The 17,393-nt window shown below is 68.3% G+C and carries 15 protein-coding genes; 4 read left to right on the top strand and 11 right to left on the bottom strand.

Annotated elements, in window-relative coordinates:
* Position 1 precedes the first annotated feature (1 nt).
* The 5 genes from rhaM to rhmD are packed head-to-tail and all read right to left on the bottom strand — an operon-like array spanning position 2 to position 4,109.
* Positions 2 to 340: an L-rhamnose mutarotase gene (gene rhaM / locus OR37_RS08870; protein WP_004618379.1), complete on the bottom strand. Its 339-nt coding sequence runs from the start codon at positions 338 to 340 to the stop codon at positions 2 to 4.
* 28 nt (positions 341 to 368) lie between these two features.
* Entirely contained in the window at positions 369 to 1,274 is a 906-nt protein-coding gene (locus OR37_RS08875; RefSeq protein ID WP_004618382.1) for an amidohydrolase family protein, read from the bottom strand.
* Positions 1,275 to 1,294: 20 nt separating this feature from the next.
* Entirely contained in the window at positions 1,295 to 2,047 is a 753-nt protein-coding gene (locus OR37_RS08880; protein WP_004618384.1) for an SDR family NAD(P)-dependent oxidoreductase, read from the bottom strand.
* On the bottom strand, positions 2,044 to 2,907 hold the full coding sequence (locus tag OR37_RS08885) for a fumarylacetoacetate hydrolase family protein (protein ID WP_004618386.1): 864 nt from the start codon (positions 2,905 to 2,907) through the stop codon (positions 2,044 to 2,046). The genes OR37_RS08880 and OR37_RS08885 overlap by 4 nt, the downstream gene beginning before the upstream one ends.
* 23 nt (positions 2,908 to 2,930) lie before the next feature.
* Positions 2,931 to 4,109, bottom strand: coding sequence for an L-rhamnonate dehydratase (gene rhmD, locus OR37_RS08890; RefSeq protein WP_004618388.1), 1,179 nt, complete (start codon positions 4,107 to 4,109; stop codon positions 2,931 to 2,933).
* Between the two features lie 222 nt (positions 4,110 to 4,331).
* Between rhmD and OR37_RS08895 the strand changes: the two genes are divergently transcribed.
* The 3 genes from OR37_RS08895 (at position 4,332) to OR37_RS08905 (ending at position 6,813) form a co-directional block, all read left to right on the top strand.
* Positions 4,332 to 5,153 (top strand): IclR family transcriptional regulator, encoded by an 822-nt coding sequence (locus tag OR37_RS08895; protein ID WP_054508533.1) that lies wholly within the window; start codon positions 4,332 to 4,334, stop codon positions 5,151 to 5,153.
* Positions 5,154 to 5,176: 23 nt separating this feature from the next.
* Complete coding sequence (locus OR37_RS08900) at positions 5,177 to 5,938, top strand: SDR family NAD(P)-dependent oxidoreductase (protein ID WP_004618392.1); 762 nt, start codon at positions 5,177 to 5,179, stop codon at positions 5,936 to 5,938.
* Positions 5,939 to 6,048: 110 nt separating this feature from the next.
* Positions 6,049 to 6,813, top strand: a complete 765-nt coding sequence (locus OR37_RS08905; protein ID WP_004618394.1) for a rhamnogalacturonan acetylesterase — start codon at positions 6,049 to 6,051, stop codon at positions 6,811 to 6,813.
* A 136-nt stretch (positions 6,814 to 6,949) separates the two neighbouring features.
* Here OR37_RS08905 and OR37_RS08910 read toward each other — a convergent pair whose 3' ends face one another.
* Positions 6,950 to 8,287: an oligogalacturonate lyase family protein gene (locus OR37_RS08910; protein WP_004618396.1), complete on the bottom strand. Its 1,338-nt coding sequence runs from the start codon at positions 8,285 to 8,287 to the stop codon at positions 6,950 to 6,952.
* Positions 8,284 to 10,242, bottom strand: coding sequence for a rhamnogalacturonan lyase (locus OR37_RS08915; RefSeq protein ID WP_004618398.1), 1,959 nt, complete (start codon positions 10,240 to 10,242; stop codon positions 8,284 to 8,286). The genes OR37_RS08910 and OR37_RS08915 overlap by 4 nt, the downstream gene beginning before the upstream one ends.
* Before the next feature lie 230 nt (positions 10,243 to 10,472).
* Here OR37_RS08915 and OR37_RS08920 point away from each other — a divergent pair, with 230 nt between their 5' ends.
* Positions 10,473 to 13,151, top strand: a complete 2,679-nt coding sequence (locus OR37_RS08920; RefSeq protein WP_004618401.1) for an exo-rhamnogalacturonan lyase family protein — start codon at positions 10,473 to 10,475, stop codon at positions 13,149 to 13,151.
* On the opposite strand, the gene OR37_RS08925 is transcribed toward OR37_RS08920, so the two are convergent.
* Genes OR37_RS08925 through OR37_RS08940 form a run of 4 tightly spaced genes read right to left on the bottom strand, consistent with a single transcriptional unit; the run spans position 13,131 to position 17,374 of the window.
* Positions 13,131 to 13,817, bottom strand: a complete 687-nt coding sequence (locus tag OR37_RS08925; RefSeq protein WP_004618403.1) for a DUF6250 domain-containing protein — start codon at positions 13,815 to 13,817, stop codon at positions 13,131 to 13,133. The genes OR37_RS08920 and OR37_RS08925 overlap by 21 nt on opposite strands.
* On the bottom strand, positions 13,817 to 15,199 hold the full coding sequence (locus tag OR37_RS08930; protein ID WP_004618406.1) for a rhamnogalacturonidase: 1,383 nt from the start codon (positions 15,197 to 15,199) through the stop codon (positions 13,817 to 13,819). The genes OR37_RS08925 and OR37_RS08930 overlap by 1 nt, the downstream gene beginning before the upstream one ends.
* On the bottom strand, positions 15,196 to 16,158 hold the full coding sequence (locus tag OR37_RS08935) for an alpha/beta hydrolase (protein ID WP_035017145.1): 963 nt from the start codon (positions 16,156 to 16,158) through the stop codon (positions 15,196 to 15,198). The genes OR37_RS08930 and OR37_RS08935 overlap by 4 nt, the downstream gene beginning before the upstream one ends.
* The gene (locus OR37_RS08940) at positions 16,154 to 17,374 is read right to left on the bottom strand and encodes a rhamnogalacturonan acetylesterase (protein WP_004618409.1); all 1,221 of its coding nucleotides are present in this window, start codon (positions 17,372 to 17,374) and stop codon (positions 16,154 to 16,156) included. Before OR37_RS08940 ends, OR37_RS08935 begins: the two co-directional genes overlap by 5 nt.
* Positions 17,375 to 17,393 lie beyond the last annotated feature (19 nt).

Here is a 17,393-nt window from a genome sequence, read left to right on the forward strand (position 1 = left end):
CTCAACCCTCGAAGTAGAAGACGGGCTTCAGCGGCCACTCGACGGGTTTGTTGTCGGGGTGGACTTCCATCAGGTCCGCCATGAAGTCCCACCAGCGCTTCATCACCGGCTGTAGCGGCAGGGCGTCCTTCTTGTGGTCGGGGCGCAGGCGCAGCACGGCGAAGAGGCTCATGGTCTCCTCGTCCAGGAAGATCGAATAGTCGTGGACGCCCGCATCGCGCAGGGCCTCGGCGAGGTCGGGCCACAGTTCGTCGTGGCGGCGCTCGTACTCGGCGGCGACGCCCGGCTTCAGCTGCATGCGGAAGGCGAGGGGGCGGCTTTGCGCCATCGGGGTCGTCATCGTCTTCCTCCGGTCGTTCTTGTTCTGATTAGGCCAGCCGGTAGATGCGCCGGGCGTTGCCGGCGAACAGCGCCTCGCGCTCTTCGTCGCTGAACCCGGCCGTGATCGCGTCATAGGCCGCGTAGAAGGCGCCGAACGTGCCGTGCACCTTCTCGACCGGGAAGTTGCTGGCGAACAGGCAGCGCTCGATCCCGAAGGTTTCGATGACCCTAAGGACGAAGGGCTTGAGGGTGGCGGTGGTCCAGGCGCGATCGACCATCGCCAGGCCCGAGATCTTGCAACTGACGTTCGGGCGCTTGGCCAGGGCGGCCATCCCCTCGCGCCAGGCGGCCAGGCCCGCCTCGTCGCGGTCGGTCGGCATCCCGGCGTGGTTGACGATCAGCGGGATGTCCGGATGAGCGTCGGCCAGCTCGGCCGCCATCGCCATCTGCGAGGCGTAGAGCTGCAGGTCGAACGACAGGCCGTACTTGGCCAGCAGGGCGAAACCCTTGCGCCATTGGGCGTCGAGAAGCTTGTCGGTCGGGCCGTAGGTCTTGGCCGGGTCCTTGTGCCAGTTGATGATCTGGCGGACGCCGCGAACGTTTTCGCGGGCGGCATGGGCCGCCAGCAGCGGCTCGACATCCGGATCATCGAGGTTGGCCCCCGCGACGATGCCGCCGATCACGCCGCGCTGGTCGGCGATCGACTGCAGCCAGTCGGTCTCCGAAAGCTGGTCCTTGGGCGGCAGGCCGCACTCGATGTGCACGACCTGGACGACGTTCCAGCCCTTCGCGTCGGCCAGATAGTCGTCCAGTCCAAAGGACCTGTAGGCGATCGGGGACATGTCGCCGGCCGGATTGTTCGGCAGCGGCCTGTCCTGGAGCCAGGCGTAGTAGTGCCGATCGAGGTCCCACAGATGCATGTGGGGATCGACGATGGGGCCGATGTACGCCATGGCTCCAGTCACTCCGTGGCTTAGAAGGTGGTCCGGCCGCCCGACGTGTCGAAGGTCGCGGCGGTGGTGAAGCTGCACTCTTCCGACGCCATGAAGCAGACCATCGCGGCGCTCTCGTGGACGTCGCCGAGGCGGCCCATCGGGATCTTGCCGCGCATGTAGTCGACCTGGCTTTGCGGCAGCTGCTCCAGGATCGGGCTCTCGAAGGTGGCCGGGGTCAGGCTGTTGACGATGACGCCCTTGGTGGCCAGTTCCTTGCCCAGCGACTTGGTCAGGCCGATCACCGCCGCCTTCGACGCCGAATAGGCGCCGGCGTTGGGATTGCCTTCCTTGCCCGCCACCGAGGCGACGTTGACGATGCGGCCATAGCCGCCCGCCAGCATGAACGGCACCACGGCCTTACAGCTGTAGAAGACGCCGTTGACGTTGATGTCGAACACGCGCTTCCAGCTGTCGGTCGGGTACTCGTACACGGGCGCGGTGGCGCCGGTGATGCCGGCCGAGGCGACCAGGATGTCGATGCGGCCCAGGGCCTCGGCCGTGGACTTGCCGGCGGCCAGGACCGCGGCCTCGTCCGAGACGTCGAGCGCTACGGTATGGGCGGCGCCGATGTCGGCGGCGACGGCCTTCAGGTTCTCGGCGTCGAGGTCCCAGAGGGCGACTTGGCCGCCTTCGGCGACGATGCGGGCGGCCACGGCCTTGCCCAGGCCCGAGGCGCCGCCGGTGATCACCGCGGCGCGGCCGGCGAAACGATTGGCGTAGACGGTGCTCACGCGACGCCTTCCTTCGACCAGGCCACGACGATTTGGCGTTGCTCGCCCAGCTTCTCGATGCCCAGGCGGATCTCGTCGCCGGCCTTCAGATAGACGGGCTCGGGCTTCTGGCCCATGCCCACGCCCGGCGGCGTGCCGGTCGTGATCAGATCGCCCGGCTCGAGGGTCATGAACTCGCTGATGTAGGACACGAGCTTGCTGATCGGGAAGATCATGGTCTTGGACGAGCCGTCCTGCTTGCGCTGGCCATTGACGTCCAGCCACATGCCGAGGTTCTGCGGGTCGCCGACCTCGTCGGACGTGACCATCCACGGTCCGACCGGACCGAAGGTGTCGCAGCCCTTGCCCTTGTCCCAGGTGCCGCCGCGCTCGATCTGGAAGGCGCGTTCCGAGACGTCGTTGATCAGGACGTAGCCGGCGACGTGGTCGAGGGCCTCGGCCTCGGTGACGTATGAGGCGCGCGAACCGATCACGACGCCCAGTTCGACTTCCCAGTCGGTCTTCACCGAGCCGCGCGGGATCATCACCGGGTCGTTCGGGCCTTGCAGGCAGCTGACCGCCTTGGTGAACAGCACCGGCTCTTCCGGGATCGGCAAGTTCGACTCGGCGGCGTGGTCGGCGAAGTTCAGGCCCACGGCGATGAACTTCGAGACGCCGGCGACGGGGCAGCCGTAGCGCGGCGAGCCCTCGACGAGGGGCAGGGTGGTCGGATCAATGGCGGCCAGAGCCTTGAGGCTGGCCGGAGACAGCTGGGCGCCGGTGATGTCGGCGACGTGGCCCGACAGGTCGCGGATCTTGCCGTCGGCGTCGAGGAGGCCGGGCTTTTCGGAGCCCTTGGGGCCGTAGCGGAGCAGTTTCATTGGGGAGGAGCCTTCAGGGAGGACTAGCGGGCGTAAGGCCGGTGCAGACCGACCTCGCGATTGAGTTCGACGCCAAAGCCCGGGGCGTCGGAAAGCTTCAGCTTGCCGTTCACGGGCACGGGCTCGCCGATCAGCTGCGGGTGGAACATCGGCACCACCTCGTCGGCCTTGGGAGCCATCATCAGGAACTCGGCGAACGGGCTGTTATGGCGCGTGATGACGAAGTGATAGCTGTACACGGACGAGCCGTGCGGGATCATCATCACGCCCTTGCTGTCGGCCAGGTTGGCGATCTTGATCAGTTCGGTGACGCCGCCGCACCAGCCCACGTCCGGCTGGATGATGTCGCAGCACTCCATCTCCAGCAGCATGCGGAAGCCCCAGCGGGTGGCTTCGTGCTCGCCGGTGGTGACCAGCATGCCGGCGGGGGCCTTCTTCTTCAGGTCGCGATAGCCCCAGTAGTCGTCGGGGCTCAGCGCCTCCTCGATCCATTTGAGGCCGTACTCGTGCGCCTTGTGGGCCAGCTTGACGGCGTAGTTGAGGTCCAGCGCCATCCAGCAGTCGAACATCAGCCAGAAGTCCTCGCCGCAGCGCTCGCGCATCGTGGCCAGTTCCTCGATGTTCTTGCGCAGGCCTTCCTCGCCCTCGGCAGGGCCGTGATGTAGGGGCATCTTGCCGCCGATGAAGCCCATCTGTTTGGCCAGGTCCGGGCGCGCGCCGGTGGCGTAGAAGGTCAGCTCGTCGCGCACCTTGCCGCCCAACAGGGCATAGACCGGCTCCTGGCGCAGCTTGCCCAGCAGGTCGTAGAGCGCCAGGTCGACGCCCGAGATGGCGTTCACCACCAGGCCCTTGCGGCCGTAGTACTGGGTCGAGAAGTACATCTGGTCCCAGATCTTCTCGACCTCGCTGGGATCGCGGCCTTCGAGGAAGCGCGAGAGGTGCTTTTCGACGACGTAGGCGGCCGGCTCGCCGCCGGTGGTCACCGCGAAGCCGATCGTGCCGTCCGCGGCCTCGATCTCGACGACCAGCGTGCCCAGCACGTTGATGCCGAAGCTCTGGCGGCTCTGGCGATATTCCGGATAGCGCGACATCGGCGTGGCGATGTGGTCGTCGATCCAGTGGCCGTCGCCCTGGTCGTGATAGTCGGCGCCGCCGCCGCGGACCACGAACGCGCGGACGTGCTTGATCTTCGGAAACGCCATGGACGACGAGGCTCCAAGCTTTCGGCGGCCGCGCCGCCCGGAACAAGGAAGGTCGCGCCCGCCGGAACCTTCCGGTAAGCCCGTGACAGAGCTTTTAGGCCCCGCCTACCTCCCCAACATAAGCTGTGACACGCTATCGGTGCGCGAGGCCGGCTGGCTCAAGAAGAGTCGCCGTCGTTCCGCTTGCCTTGCGTTCCACAATGTGAGAGGTAGTGCTACAAAATGAAACCAGCGTCAAGGGGAGCGGAGCCGGTGGCGGATGACGAAAACACGGCGCCCAAGGCCCCCAGCGGCAGCCAGACCCTCTTCCGGGGTCTGGATCTTCTGGACGTCGTGGCCGAGTCCGGCACGATAGCCCTGCCGGCGCTCGCCAAGCAGCTAGGCCTGACCCGCAGCACGACTCACCGTCTGGCCACGGCCCTGGTGGAGCGTCGGTTCCTGTCGCAGGCCCCGCGCGAAGGTTATAGCCTGGGCTCAAAGCTCCTCGAACTGGGCTATCTGGCCAGCCAGCAGATGGATCTGCCACGGATGGCTCGTCCGCATCTGGAAAAGCTTTGGGAGAACACCGAGGACACCGTGCATCTGGGTGTTCTCGACAACGACCGCGCTCTCTATCTCGACAAGCTGACCGGCCGCCGCCGGATCAATATCAGCTCCCGCGTGGGCGATCGCCAGCCGATCCGCTCGACGGGTCTGGGCAAGGCGCTGGTGCTGGACGAGGTCGAGGACCGCTGGCGCGCGCTCTACCGCTCTGAAGGGCCGCCGGCCCCCGGCGCGCCCGACGAGGCCCAGTGGATCGACTGGATGCGCGACTACGCCCAGCGCGGGGTCGCCTTCGACCTGGAAGAGAACGAGGACCGCATCCGCTGCGTCGCCGCGCCGATCCGCGGCGCCTCGGGCCAGATCGTCGGCGCGATCAGCGTCTCCGGCGCGGCTCAGTACATGGACGACGACCGGATGAAATCCCTGGTCGACGACGTGCGCGACACGGCCAACGCCATCGGCCGCGATCTCGGCTGGAACGGAAAGCGGGTCGCCCGCTGAATGCGTAACAAAAAGGGTTAGTGATGCTGCTGAAGGACAAGGTGGTGCTGGTGACCGGCGCCTCGCAGGGGATCGGCAAGGCCGCGGCGATCGGTTGCGCCCAGCATGGCGCGGACGTGGCCATCAATTACCACGCCGACGAGGCCGGGGCCGCGGACGCTGTCGCCCAGATCGAGGCTCTGGGCCGCCGCGCCATCGCCGTGAAGGGCGACGTCGCCCAAGTCGAGACGGCCAGCGCCTTCGTTCAAGCCTCCGTCGACGCGTTCGGCAAGATCGACGTGTTCGTCAACAACGCCGGCATCTGCCCGTTCCACGCGTTCCTCGACATGCCGCCCGAGGTCATGGAGCGGACGATGAAGGTGAACCTGTTCGGCGCCTACTACATGGTCCAGGCGGCGGCCAATCAGATGGTCCGCCAAGGCCATGGCGGCGCGATCATCGCCGTCTCGTCGATCAGCGCCCTGGTCGGCGGCGGTATGCAGACCCACTACACCCCGACCAAGGCCGGGGTGCACAGCTTGATGCAGTCGACGGCGATCGCGCTCGGCAAATACGGCATCCGCTGCAACTCCGTGCTGCCTGGCACCATCGAGACGGCGATCAACAAGGAAGACCTGGCCGATGTCGCCAAGCGCGAATACATGGCCGGCCGCATACCGCTGGGCCGTCTGGGCGAGCCCGACGACCTGGCCGGCCCGATCGTGTTCCTGGCCTCGGACCTGGCCAAGTACGTCACCGGCGCGGCTTTGCTGGTCGACGGCGGCGCCTTCGTGAACCTGCAGTAGCGGGCTGACCATGATCGCGTCGTCCACGACGGATCGCCGCGAGGCGGCGGGCCAACGGGCGCGAAAGGACGTCGCGGCGTCAACCGCTCTATCCTCGCGGAGCTGAAGTCATGATCGCCGCCCTCGCTCTGGCCGCCGCCATCGCCTCGACCTCGCCGCGGATCGTCATCGCCAGCGACTCGACCGCCGCCAACTATAGCCCGTCGCAGTATCCGCAGATGGGCTGGGGCATGGTGCTGAAGTGTTCCCTGGATCCGACCGTCGAGGTCGTGAACCTGGCGCGCGGCGGCCGTTCGACCAAGACCTTCATCGAGGAAGGCCTTTGGGACCAGCTAGTCGCCCAGCTGCGTCCCGGCGACACCGTGCTGATCCAGTTCGGCCACAACGACGCCGACACCAAGAAGATCGTCCGCTTCACGGATCCGAACGGCGCCTATGAGGTCAATCTACGACGTTTCGTGGCCGATGCGCGCGCCAAGCAGGCGACGCCCGTCCTGGTCACCCCGATCGCGCGCTGGGTGTGGGAGAACGGCGAGCCCAAGGACGCGCATGGTCCTTACGCCGCGACGATCCGCCGGGTCGCGGCCGACCTGAAGGTCCCGCTTGTCGATCTCGACGGCGACATGATGGCGGCGCTCAAGGCGAGGGGGCGGTTGGCGTCGCGCCAGCTCTATCTGCAATACGAACCCTACGACCACATCGCCCGCTATCCCGAGGGCGTACATGACGACACCCACATCAACGAGCAAGGCGCGCGTTTGGGCGCCGCCTTGGTCGCGACCAGCCTTTCGAAGCTGAAGCTGCCGATCTCGCGCCACGTCCATCCGGCGCCATTGGACAACCAGGCCAAGCTGGGCGGACCGACCTGTCCCTGAACCATTCCCTCCGCCTTGATGGGGAGGGCTAAGGGGAGGGGAGCCGCGCCAGATGACGAGCGCCGTCGGCAGGTGATCGGCTCAGCGGCCACCCCCATCCCAACCCTTCCCCCATAAAGGGGAAGGGCGATTTAGGTTACCGCGCCTTGGCGATCTCCACCGCATAGACCTGGTTCGCGCCCCACATGTTGGAGCGGAACACCAGCCACTTGCCGTCCGGCGTGAAGTTGACGTTCGGCTCCAGCCGATAGTCGTGGCCTCGCATGTCGACCAGGCGCTCGGCGTCCAGAACCCCCGGATGGATCAGGGCCTCCGCGCCGGGGGCGTGGATGCCCGCGACGTCCGGGATGGCGCGCGGCTTCAGCAGCACGATCCACTTGCCGTCCGGCGCATGGGCGACCATCTCGCTGTCGCCGCCGTCGCCGGCGAACAGCTTGCCGTCCGGCGAGCTGTTGAAGTGGACGGACCACGAATTGCGCTCCAGGTGCATCCAGGTGCGCTTGCCCGTGGCGATCTCGTAGCCGGCGACCCAGAAATCCTCGCCGCGCGGGGTCTGCAGGTCGTACCAGACGGTCTTGCCGTCGGCGCTGAACCATTCGTGGCCGGCGATCTCCATGTTCATGGTGCGCGTGTGGATCTTGACCGGCGTGTCGCCCGCCTTGTCCGTCCGGACCAGCCACAGGCGGTCGACCTTGTGCCAAGGCCCCTCGTGGCAGAACATCAGCAGGCCGGGATCGGTTGGAGAGAACTGCAGGTGGTTCAGCCAGTCCGTGGCCTGGTGCACGACCTTACGCTCGCCGGTCACGGTGTTGATCGTGAAGATCTCCATCGGGATACGGCTGTCGAGACGCGCGTTCAGCTGCACCTCGCGCCCCTCGGCGTAGGAAAGCTCCTTGCCATCGGCGCTCTTCACGTCGTCGGGGTTCTTGGGCAGGGCGTCGGCCAGGTTCGGCGGGATCGGCACGTCGGTGCGCACCGCGACCCCGGCCAGCAGGGTCTCGTCGGCATTGATCGTCTGCAAGCTGCCGCGATCCATCTTGGCCACCTGGCGCGTGGCCTTGGTGTAGGGATCGGTGGCCATCACCGCCTTGGGACCCATCGGGTCGGCGGTGAGGTTCTGCTCGTAATAGACCGCGCCGGTCTTGCGACCCACGAACAGCAGCCGGACCTTGCCCTCGACGATCTTGGTCAACGCCCGGGTCTTCAGGTCCATGGCCGTGATGCCGGTCGGCGACGAGAAGACCAGGCGGTCGCCCTTGGGCGTATAGGCGTTGTAGTTGAAATAGAGGCTGGAGCTGCCGCCCTCGCGCGACAGGCGCACGATGCGGTGGCCGGTCGTCTTATCGATCCACTCCAGGGGCGCTTCGGGCGCGCCGGGCTTGGCGGCCGTCTGCATGTCTTGCGCGATCGCGGGGGCGCTGGCGACGCTCGCCAGCAGCAGGGCGGCCGCGCCGCCGATCAGAAACGATTTCATTGGGACGCTTTCCGGGTGACGATGGCCGCGGGCGTTGGGGTGTTCATGCCCTGGCCGAGATAGAAGCTGGTGTGCGGCGGTTGGTTGTAGGCGGTGTTCTGCCAGGCGATCGAGACGCGGTACTGCGGATCGTGCATCAGGGTCACGAGGCGGCGCTCGGTGGGGTAGGGCGTCTCGTAGATCCGCAGGGATTTGTTGTCCTCGGCCCGCCAGATCACCTCCTCGCGCCAGTCGCCCAGGATGTCGGCCGACAGGGCTGGCGTGGCCTTGGTGCCGTTGTTCGACAGCACGCCCTCGGCGGTCAGCAGAGGCACGGACTGGCCGGTCTTCCAGTCCCACTTGCTGATCTGGTTCTTGTCGAGAAGCTCGCGCAGGTCGTCGCCGTCCCACCAGATGGCGAAGTTGGTCTGGCGGGGGTGCTTGACGCCCTCGATGACCTTGCCTTGGGCGGTATAGAGCGCGTCCTGGTTCGCCCCCCAAGCCTCCTCGCCCGGGAAGCGCGGGTCGATGTCGGCGGTCAGGCCTCGCCCGGCGTCATGGTCCGACGGCGTGCTCCACAGCACCTTCCCTGTGCGGGCGTCCAGCATGGCCGCGCCGATGCCGCCGTTGTTCTTCATCTCCTCGTGGACGCCGAACTTCTCCAGGCCCGGGCGGGTGGGATCCAGGTCGCCGACATGCATGGCGTCACCGTGGAAGAGGCGGGCGCTCCACAGGCCCTTGCCGTTGTCGTCGATCGCCATCGAGCCGTAGATGATCTCGTCACGACCGTCGCCGTCGACATCGGCGACGCTGAGCTGGTGGTTGCCCTGGCCGCCATAGGCCTCGTTGCCCGGCGCGGCGCTATCGAACAGCCAGCGCTGGGTCAGCTTGCCGTCCCGGAAATCCCAGGCGGCGATGGTCGAGCGGCCGTAGTAGCCGCGGGCCATGATGATGCTGGGCCGTTGGCCGTCGAGATAGGCCGTGCCGGCCAGAAAGCGGTCGGAGCGGTTGCCGTAGCCGTCGCCCCAGATCTCCGTCATCTGCGCCACGGTGGGCGCATCGGTGCGCGGATCGCGCGGCGGCGCATAGGGGGCGCTGACCAGGGCCTTGCCGGTCGCGCCTTCGAAGATGGTCAGGAACTCGGGACCCTTGAGAATCCGGCCCTGGATCTTGGCGACCTTGGTCCCATCGGCCTTGACCTCGGCGCCGGTGCGGTCGGCCTGAGGACGCTCGCCGCCGGTCTCGCGCCAGTCGGCGTTGGGATCGCCCAGCACCTTGCCGGTCCCGTCGATCGTGCCGTCGCTGGTGCGCATGGCGACCTCGGCCTTGCCGTCGCCGTCGTAGTCATAGACCTGGAACTGGGTGTAATGCGCCCCGGCCCGGATGTTGCGGCCCAGGTCGATGCGCCACAGGCGCTTGCCTTCCAAGGTATAGGCGTCGAGATAGACGTCGCCGGTGTAGCCGCCGAAGGCGTTGTCCTTAGAGTTGGTCGGGTCCCATTTCAGGATGATCTCGTAGCGGCCATCGCCGTCCAGATCGCCGACGCTGGCGTCGTTGGCGGTGTAGGTATAGGCCTGTCCCGTCGGCGTGACCCCGCCGGGCGGCGGCTCGATCGGGATCGTCAGGTAGCCGTCGGTCCAGACCTGGGCCGGCTTGCTGTCTGGGCCTTCCTCACCCTTGCTGACCAGGCGCACGGTGTAGCCGCCCGCGCCCGACGTCTTGTCGACGAAGTTCGTGGCGCCCGTCAGGAGCTTGGCGTTCAGCTTCTTGCCGCCCTTGTAGAGGTTGAAGGCCGCGCCCGCCGGGTCGTCGCCCAGCAGCCGCCAACTGACCAGGACGCCACCGCCCGCGGCGGGCGCGGCGACCACGCCGCGATCCAGCGATTCCATCCAGCGCGGGGCGGCCTGGGTTGCGCCGGTCGCCAGCAGCGCGATCGCGCAGGCGGCGGCCGTGAGTGTTGTTGCCGTTGGAGTCATGAGCGCGTCCTCCCTCGAAAGCCCTAAGCGATCCCGGGTTGCGCCGTTCGGCTTCTCTATGGCGGGCCAGCATCGGAGCCCGCTCAGGATCGCTGAAGGTTACATCACGAAACCCACATGGTGTCTTCCCATAAAATGCATTGATCTCTCAACATGTGACACTAGAGTGTCTGTGTTCATAATGGGCGCGTGCGCGAGCTGGGCGGCCCGAGGTGCTAAGGAGCGTTCGCGTGATCAAGGGAGCGACGCGTCGCGGCGTGCTGGTGTCGAGCCTCGCGCTCACGGTCGTCGCTCCGGAGGCCGCGCGGGCCGCCAAGCCCCCGCCGGTCCTGGCCGACCTGCACTGGCTGGGCGACGCCCCGCCCCGGGCGCCGGGCGCGGCCGTCTGGGGAACGCCTTGGCCGCGCGGGACGGTCAAGGCGAAGACGCCGCTGACGGCGGCGGGACCGGATGGACAGGCGCTGCCGCTGCAAAGCTGGCCGCTGGCCTACTGGCCCGACGGGTCGCTGAAATGGACCGGCCACGCGATCTCGGGCGCGCCGGCTAAAGGTTTCCAGGTCAAGCCCGGCAAGCCGATCGCGCCCGCCAAACCCGTCCAGGTTCGCGAGACGCCGGAGCGCATCGAGGTCGCCGCCGGCGATCTGGTCTGCCGTTTCGCTCGCGCCGGCGGTCATCTGATCGAGAGCGTCAGCCTGGCGGGCCGCGAGACCTTGAGCCGCGGACGGCTCGTCTGCCTGAACCAGACCTTGCCGCCGGGCGATCTCGCGCCGCGCGAGACCCAGGTCTTCGAGGGCGTGATCGATACGGTCGCCGTCGAGCAGCGGGGTCCGGTGCGGGCGGTGGTGCGTTTCGAGGGCAAGCATCGCGGCGCGGGGCGGGATTGGCTGCCGTTCACCGTCCGCGTCGCGATCGACGTCGAGGGACGGCTGACCCTGACCCACAGCTTCGTGTTCGACGGCGACGGGAACAAGGACTTCATCGCCGGCCTGGGGATCCGCTTCGACGTCCCGCTGACCGACGAGCCCCACAACCGGCATGTGCGCTTCGCCGGGGAAGGCGAGGGGATGTGGGGCGAGGCCGTTCGCAACATCCCTGGCTGGCAGCCGGTCAAGTTCGCCCTGGCCAGCAAGTTCCAGGACCAGCTACGCGGCGAACGCGCGCCTAACCTGGCGTCGATGGACGCCAAGACCCGCGACCAGCTGGCCACCGTGCCCGCCTGGGATGGCTACCGCCTGTTCCAGGGCGACGCCGACGCCTTCGCGATCGACAAGCGCACGAACGCCAAGAGCAGCTGGCTGCGCGCCGATCATGGCGGCCGTTCGCCTGGCTTCGGCTATGTCGGCGGCGTCTCGGGCGGGGTCGCCTTCGGCTTGCGCCACTTCTGGCAGCGCCATCCGACGGGGCTCGAGATCGAGGGCGCCACGACCGACGCCGCCACCGTGACGCTCTGGCTATGGTCGCCCCAGGCCCAGGCCATGGACCTGCGCCACTATAGCGACCTCGCCCACGGGCTGGAGATCCAGTACGAGGACGTCGAGGCCGGCCATTCGACGCCGCTGGGCGTCGCGCGCACCAACCAGGTCTTCTTGTGGCCGGTGGCCGCCACGCCCACGCGCGAGGCGCTGTCGGGCATGGCGCGAACCACCGCCGAGCCGCCCCTGCCGGTCGGCGCGCCGGCCTACTACCACACCTGCGGCGTGTTCGGCGTCTGGGCGCCGATCGATCGCTCCACCCCGGTGAAAGCCAAGCTGGAGGCCGCCCACGAGCGTCTGCTGGGCTTCTACCAGCATGAGATCGAGCAGCGACGCTGGTACGGGTTCTGGGACCACGGCGACGTGATGCACACCTACGACCAGGACCGGCACGTCTGGCGCTACGACGTCGGAGGCTATGCTTGGGACAACAGCGAGCTCGTGCCCGACCTCTGGCTCTGGACCGCGTTCCTGCGCACGGGCCGCGCCGACATCTTCCGCATGGCCGAGGCCATGACCCGCCACACCGGCGAAGTCGACGTCTATCATCTCGGCCCATTCAAGGGTCTGGGCTCGCGGCACAATGTCAGCCACTGGGGCGACGGGGCCAAGGAGGCGCGGATCAGCCAGTCGCTGCTGCGCCGCCACTACTACTACCTGACCGCCGATGAGCGGACCGGCGACCTGATGGCCAGTCTGGTCGACGCCGACCACGCGCTGCTGGCGGTCAATCCGGTCCGCAAGGTGGCCGAAAAGACCGACTATCCGACCCAGGCTCGCACCGGTCCGGATTGGTTCGCCTTCGCCAGCAACTGGCTGACGGCCTGGGAGCGGACCGGCGACACGAAATGGCGCGACAAGATCGTCAGGGGGCTGAACGCCATCGCCGCCTCGTCCAACGGCATGTTCTCGGGGCCGCCGTTCGGCTACGACCCGGCCACCGCCACGCTCTACGACCCCAAGACCGCGTTCACGACCAGCTATCACCTGGTCACGATCATGGGCGGGGCCGAGCTGGTGTTCGAGCTGGACGGGCTGATCGACGATCCGGCCTGGACCAAGGCCTGGACCCGCTTCTGCGTCTTCTATAACGCGCCTCTGGCCGAGCGGCGGGCGGCGCTGGGGCCCAAGGCGGTCGATCGGATTTTCGAGTTCCCCGTCTGGCACGCGCGCCTGACGGCTTGGGCCTCGAAGAAGCTGAACGACCCGGCCCTGGCCCAGCGCGCCTGGAAGGAGTTCCTGGCCAAGACCAAGAGCGGTCAGGAGGGCAGCCCCGCGCCGATCAGTCGGGTGGAAGGACCCATGGTGCTCAAGCCGATCGACGAGATGGCCAATGTCTCGACAAACCAGTCGTCGCAGTGGGCGCTGAACCTGTTCGAGCTCTTGGCCCTGGTCGGCGACGCCGCGCCGGATGCCCTACCGCCCGGTTGGGAGTAGGCCGTAAACTTGGAAGTTCCGGATCCGCAGATGGCTCTGCGTGGTCCGGAGCGCGAACCAGCCGCGCGTATAGGGCGAGGGATCGTGGTGCTCGAACAAGCGCCGGCCGTCGCTCCAGTATTCGATGCGCTCGCCGTCGGCGACCAGACGCACCGTGGCCCAGCGATTGGGGGTCAGCATCTCGTCGGCGGCCGAATGGTCGTGGCGCGGCAGGAGCGGCCGCTCGCCCGCGCGCCCGACATAGCGGCGAAAGCGCGTCGAGGTGTTGGCGTTGCCGCCCTGGCCCACATAGTAGGTCTTCAGCGTGTCGTAGTCGGCGAACGCCCCCGAGCGCGGGTGGTCCAGCGGCGATCCGCCGTCGACCTCGCGGGCCATCCAGAAACAGTTGAGGTCGCTGACCCGGTCGAACGCGCCGCCGGCCGAGACGGCCTGGGCCTTGTAGGTGATGGCGATGGGACCGACCAGTTCCGGCTTGAACCAGGCCGTGAAGCCGGCCGGCGCCACGATGTCCAGAACGCCGTCCCTTGCCGAGACCATCGCGGGTTTCTCGGCCTCGACCGCCCAGCGCTTCAGGCCGTGGCGGAAGTCGTCCGAGAAGAGGCGCTTGCCCTGGCCCGCGAACGGCGTGCCGGCGAGGCCCGCCAGCAGAGCGCGGCGGTCGAGCATCACGCGGCGACCTCGCGGACATTCTCGAACAGGCGCTCGGGACGCGGGTCGGGCGTCGCGGTCTCGATGGTCAGGTTGTCGATCCTCAGCCCGTCGACATGCCGCGCCCACAGGCCGCAGACCGGGGAGGGGCCGAACATGCTGGGTTCTGGATAGGCGTCGGGCAGGTCGCCCGGCCGGCGCTCGCTCCATTCCGCGGCGCCGCCGCCGCGATAGGACAGGCGGATGTTGGAGAGCGTCACGTCCTGGATCGGCGAGGCCGGCAAACCCGCCAGCGTGGCCGCGTAGTCGGGCAGGACGTCGAAAGCGTCGATGTCGCGCAGCACGATGTTGCGCATCGCCCCCAGCGGCGTGCCTTCCGGGCCGCGCCGCCGGTCGCCGACGCGCAGGAAGATCGGGGCGGTGGTCACCTCCCGCAGATGCAGCCGCTCACAGACCACGTTCTCCATCGTGCCGCCGTCCACAACCTCCAGGGCCAGGCCCCGCGAGCGCACGAAACGGCAGTCGCGGATGGTGATGTCCTTGAAGCCGCCGTTGGACTCCGTGCCCAGCTTGATGCGGCCGGTGACGCGATCCTGGTCGGGCGAGACCTGCTGGGTCCGGCCAAAGGTCCCGTCCAGCATCGTGCCGAGATCGAAGCCGCTGACCTCGCAGTGCTCGATGATGACGTTCTCCGTCGCGATCGGCTCGCCCAGCGCCAGGGAGCTCTTGAGCACGATGGCGTCGTCGTTGGGCGTGTTCACCCGGCAGCCCGCGACCAGCACGTCGCGGCAGGCGTCAATGTCCAGGCCGTCGCGGTTGGTGTCGACCACGAGGTCGCGCAGGATCAGGTCTTCGCAGCCCGTCGCCAGCACCGCGAAGTGACCGCCGCGAGAAATCGTCAGCCCCTCGATCCGCGCGCGCTTGACGCGCTTCAGGGCGATGGCCTTGTTGCCCAGGCCCGCCATGGCCTCGACCCGCGGCGACAGCTCGGCCATCGCCTCGGCCGAGAGACCGGCCATGCTGAGGGGGAACTCGCCGGCCTGCTTTCGCCAGCGGGAGCCGGGGCCTTCGCGGGTTAGGCCGGCGCCGTCGATGCGGCCGGGACCGATAATGGCGACATCCTCGACGTCCTCGCCCCAGATCAGGCTGTTATGCCAGTGCGAGTGGCCGAAATCCTGCCAGAGGTCATGCGGATTGGGCTCGGCGGGATCGTAGGCGCCGCCGTGTCGGGCCGGGTCGGCCGCTTCCAGCACGCAGCCCTCTTCCAGCCGCAGGGTGACGCCGCTGAGCAGGCGGATCGAGAACGACAGGTGGCGGCCCGCCGGCAGCACGACCTCGCCGCCGCCGCGCGCGTGGGCGGCGACGATGGCGGCGTTGATGGCGTCGGTCGCGAGCTTCACGCGTAGAGGCCGTGGCGCTTGAAGAAGGCGTCGAGCGCGATCATCGCCGGGGCCAGATCGCCGTCGCGGTCCCTAAGGCCAAAGCCGTGGCCGCCCACCTCTTGCAGGTGCATCTCGACGGGGATCCCGCGGGCGCGCAGGGCTTGCCACATCAGGACGCTGTTCTCGACCGGAACGACCTTGTCGTCGGCCGCGGCGGCGATGAAGGTCGGCGGCGCGTCGGCGGGCACATGCTGTTCCGCCGAGACCGCCAGGCGCTGGGCGTCCGTGGGCGTCGCGCCCAACAGCGCCTTCACCGACTGGCCATGGGCGTAGGGGAGCGTTCCGGTGATCACCGGATAGAACAGGCCCGCCGCGAAGGGCCGGGTCGGCAGCGAGTCGGCGGCGTCGACGGGGGCGTAGGTCTCGCGGCCGAACTGCGTGGCCAGACGCGCGGCGACGTGGCCGCCCGCCGAAAAGCCGATCGCAGCCACCTTGGCCGGATCGACACCCAGAGACGGGGCGCGGGCGCGGATCAGGCGCATGGCCCGCTGGGCGTCCTGCAGGGCGACATCGGGCCCCGCCGCCCAGCCGTCGGCGGGCAGGCGGTAGTCCATCACGAAGGCGGTGATCCCGAGGCTGGCCAGCCAGGCGTCGATCGGTCCGCCGTTCTTGCCCACCGCCACGCGCACATAGCCGCCGCCGGGGATCATCAGCACCGCCGCGCCGTTCGGTTTGGCCGGCCGCCGCATGGTGAGCCAGGGCCGGGTCACGTTCAGGAAGGCGGTGTCGTTCGGATCGCCGCCAGGCGTGCGGAGGATCACGCTTTCGGTGACGGTGACCTTCTGGCCGCCGGGCGCCGCGCCGGGCCAGAGGTCGACCGTTTCCACCGGGCTTTCGGCGGCGCGGGCCAGGGCAGGGGCCGCCATCAGGCTGGCGGCGAGGCCTAGCAGGGCGCGGCGATCGGTTTCCACTTTAATTCCCACGGGGCGTTTCCTGGCTGGACGTCGCGCTGGCGGGCACGGCGAAGGTGTCGGGCGAGGGCGGCTTGGCCGGATCGAAGGGCGGCAGATCCGTCACCAGATGAGCGGCGAGGTCGGGCATGGTGGCCCGGATCCCCTCGATCACGCAGCGCGCCAGCTGATAGGCGCCGTAGTTGTTGTGGTGGGTGGCGTCCTTGCCGCCGTCATTGAAGGCCTTCCAGGCGTCCCTTGGGCCCAGGGCTTCGTAGAAGGTCGCGCTCATCGCGTGCAGGTCGATCAGCGGGACGTCCAGAGCCTTCGCCGTCTCGCGCACCGCCCGCGGATAGTCGCCGTGGGTGTTCACGATCTTGCCGGTCTCGTCGAACTTGCGGCGGTGCATCGAGGTGACCAGAACCGGCGTCGCGCCGCGCAGGCGGGCCTCGCCGACATAGGCGCGCAGATAGTCGCGATAGGTGGTGGCGGCGTCGACATAGGTCTGCGGCCACTGGGACTTCTGGTCGTTGTGGCCGAACTGGATCATCAGCCAGTCGCCCCGCTTGATCTTGCCGAGGATCTTGTCCAGCCGCCGCTCGATCAGGAACGCCTTCAAGGTCTCCCCAGACTCGGCCTGGTTCGAGACCGACAGGTCCGGCTTGAAGAAGCGCGGCAGCATCTGGCCCCAGCCGGCGGCGGGCTCGAAGCGCTGGTCGGTGACGGTGGAGTCGCCAGCCAGGAATAGGGTCGGGACGGTGACGGGCTCGATCTTCAGCCAGCGCACGGCGGCGGCGGGACCGCAGAACTCCAGGGTCAGCTTATCGTCCCAGTCATAGCTGCCGTCCTCGCGCGCGTTCAGCGCCACGCGCTTGCCGCCGGGCGCGTTGGCCGGCGGCGGCGCCAATTCCGGCCGGCGGACATTGACGACGATGACGCGAGTTTCGGTTTTGCCCGCGCCGACGCGGACGGTCTCCAGCATCAGCCGTCGCGACTCGGCCTTGACCGTGGTCTCCGAAGCCTTGTCGCCGCCCAGCTCCAGGGTGACGCGGTAGTCGCCTTCGGGAACCTTGACCGAGAATAGGCGTCCGGGGCCTGGCTCGAAGCCGTGGCCGACGGCGGGGTCATAAGGACCGATGGGCGTCTTGAAATCGAAGGCCCACACGGGGGCGTCCTCCCTGGCCAGCGCGGCGCTCGGCGCGAGAACGAGGCCAGCCAGCAGGGTGCGCCGGTCCAGGATCATGCCGCCTCCCTTTCGCGTG

It is taken from the genome of Caulobacter vibrioides OR37 (genome assembly GCF_000372645.1).
GTDB lineage: Bacteria > Pseudomonadota > Alphaproteobacteria > Caulobacterales > Caulobacteraceae > Caulobacter > Caulobacter vibrioides_E.

Bases quoted from the DNA above. Each gene is read 5' to 3' on its own strand.
- OR37_RS08940 (WP_004618409.1), bottom strand. From the start codon at position 17,374: ATGATCCTGGACCGGCGCACCCTGCTGGCTGGCCTCGTTCTCGCGCCG.
- OR37_RS08910 (WP_004618396.1), bottom strand. From the start codon at position 8,287: ATGAAATCGTTTCTGATCGGCGGCGCGGCCGCCCTGCTGCTGGCGAGC.
- OR37_RS08905 (WP_004618394.1), top strand. From the start codon at position 6,049: ATGATCGCCGCCCTCGCTCTGGCCGCCGCCATCGCCTCGACCTCGCCG.
- rhmD (WP_004618388.1), bottom strand. From the start codon at position 4,109: ATGGCGTTTCCGAAGATCAAGCACGTCCGCGCGTTCGTGGTCCGCGGC.
- OR37_RS08885 (WP_004618386.1), bottom strand. From the start codon at position 2,907: ATGAAACTGCTCCGCTACGGCCCCAAGGGCTCCGAAAAGCCCGGCCTC.
- rhaM (WP_004618379.1), bottom strand. From the start codon at position 340: ATGACGACCCCGATGGCGCAAAGCCGCCCCCTCGCCTTCCGCATGCAG.
- OR37_RS08875 (WP_004618382.1), bottom strand. From the start codon at position 1,274: ATGGCGTACATCGGCCCCATCGTCGATCCCCACATGCATCTGTGGGAC.
- OR37_RS08895 (WP_054508533.1), top strand. From the start codon at position 4,332: ATGAAACCAGCGTCAAGGGGAGCGGAGCCGGTGGCGGATGACGAAAAC.
- OR37_RS08925 (WP_004618403.1), bottom strand. From the start codon at position 13,817: ATGCTCGACCGCCGCGCTCTGCTGGCGGGCCTCGCCGGCACGCCGTTC.
- OR37_RS08915 (WP_004618398.1), bottom strand. From the start codon at position 10,242: ATGACTCCAACGGCAACAACACTCACGGCCGCCGCCTGCGCGATCGCG.
- OR37_RS08900 (WP_004618392.1), top strand. From the start codon at position 5,177: ATGCTGCTGAAGGACAAGGTGGTGCTGGTGACCGGCGCCTCGCAGGGG.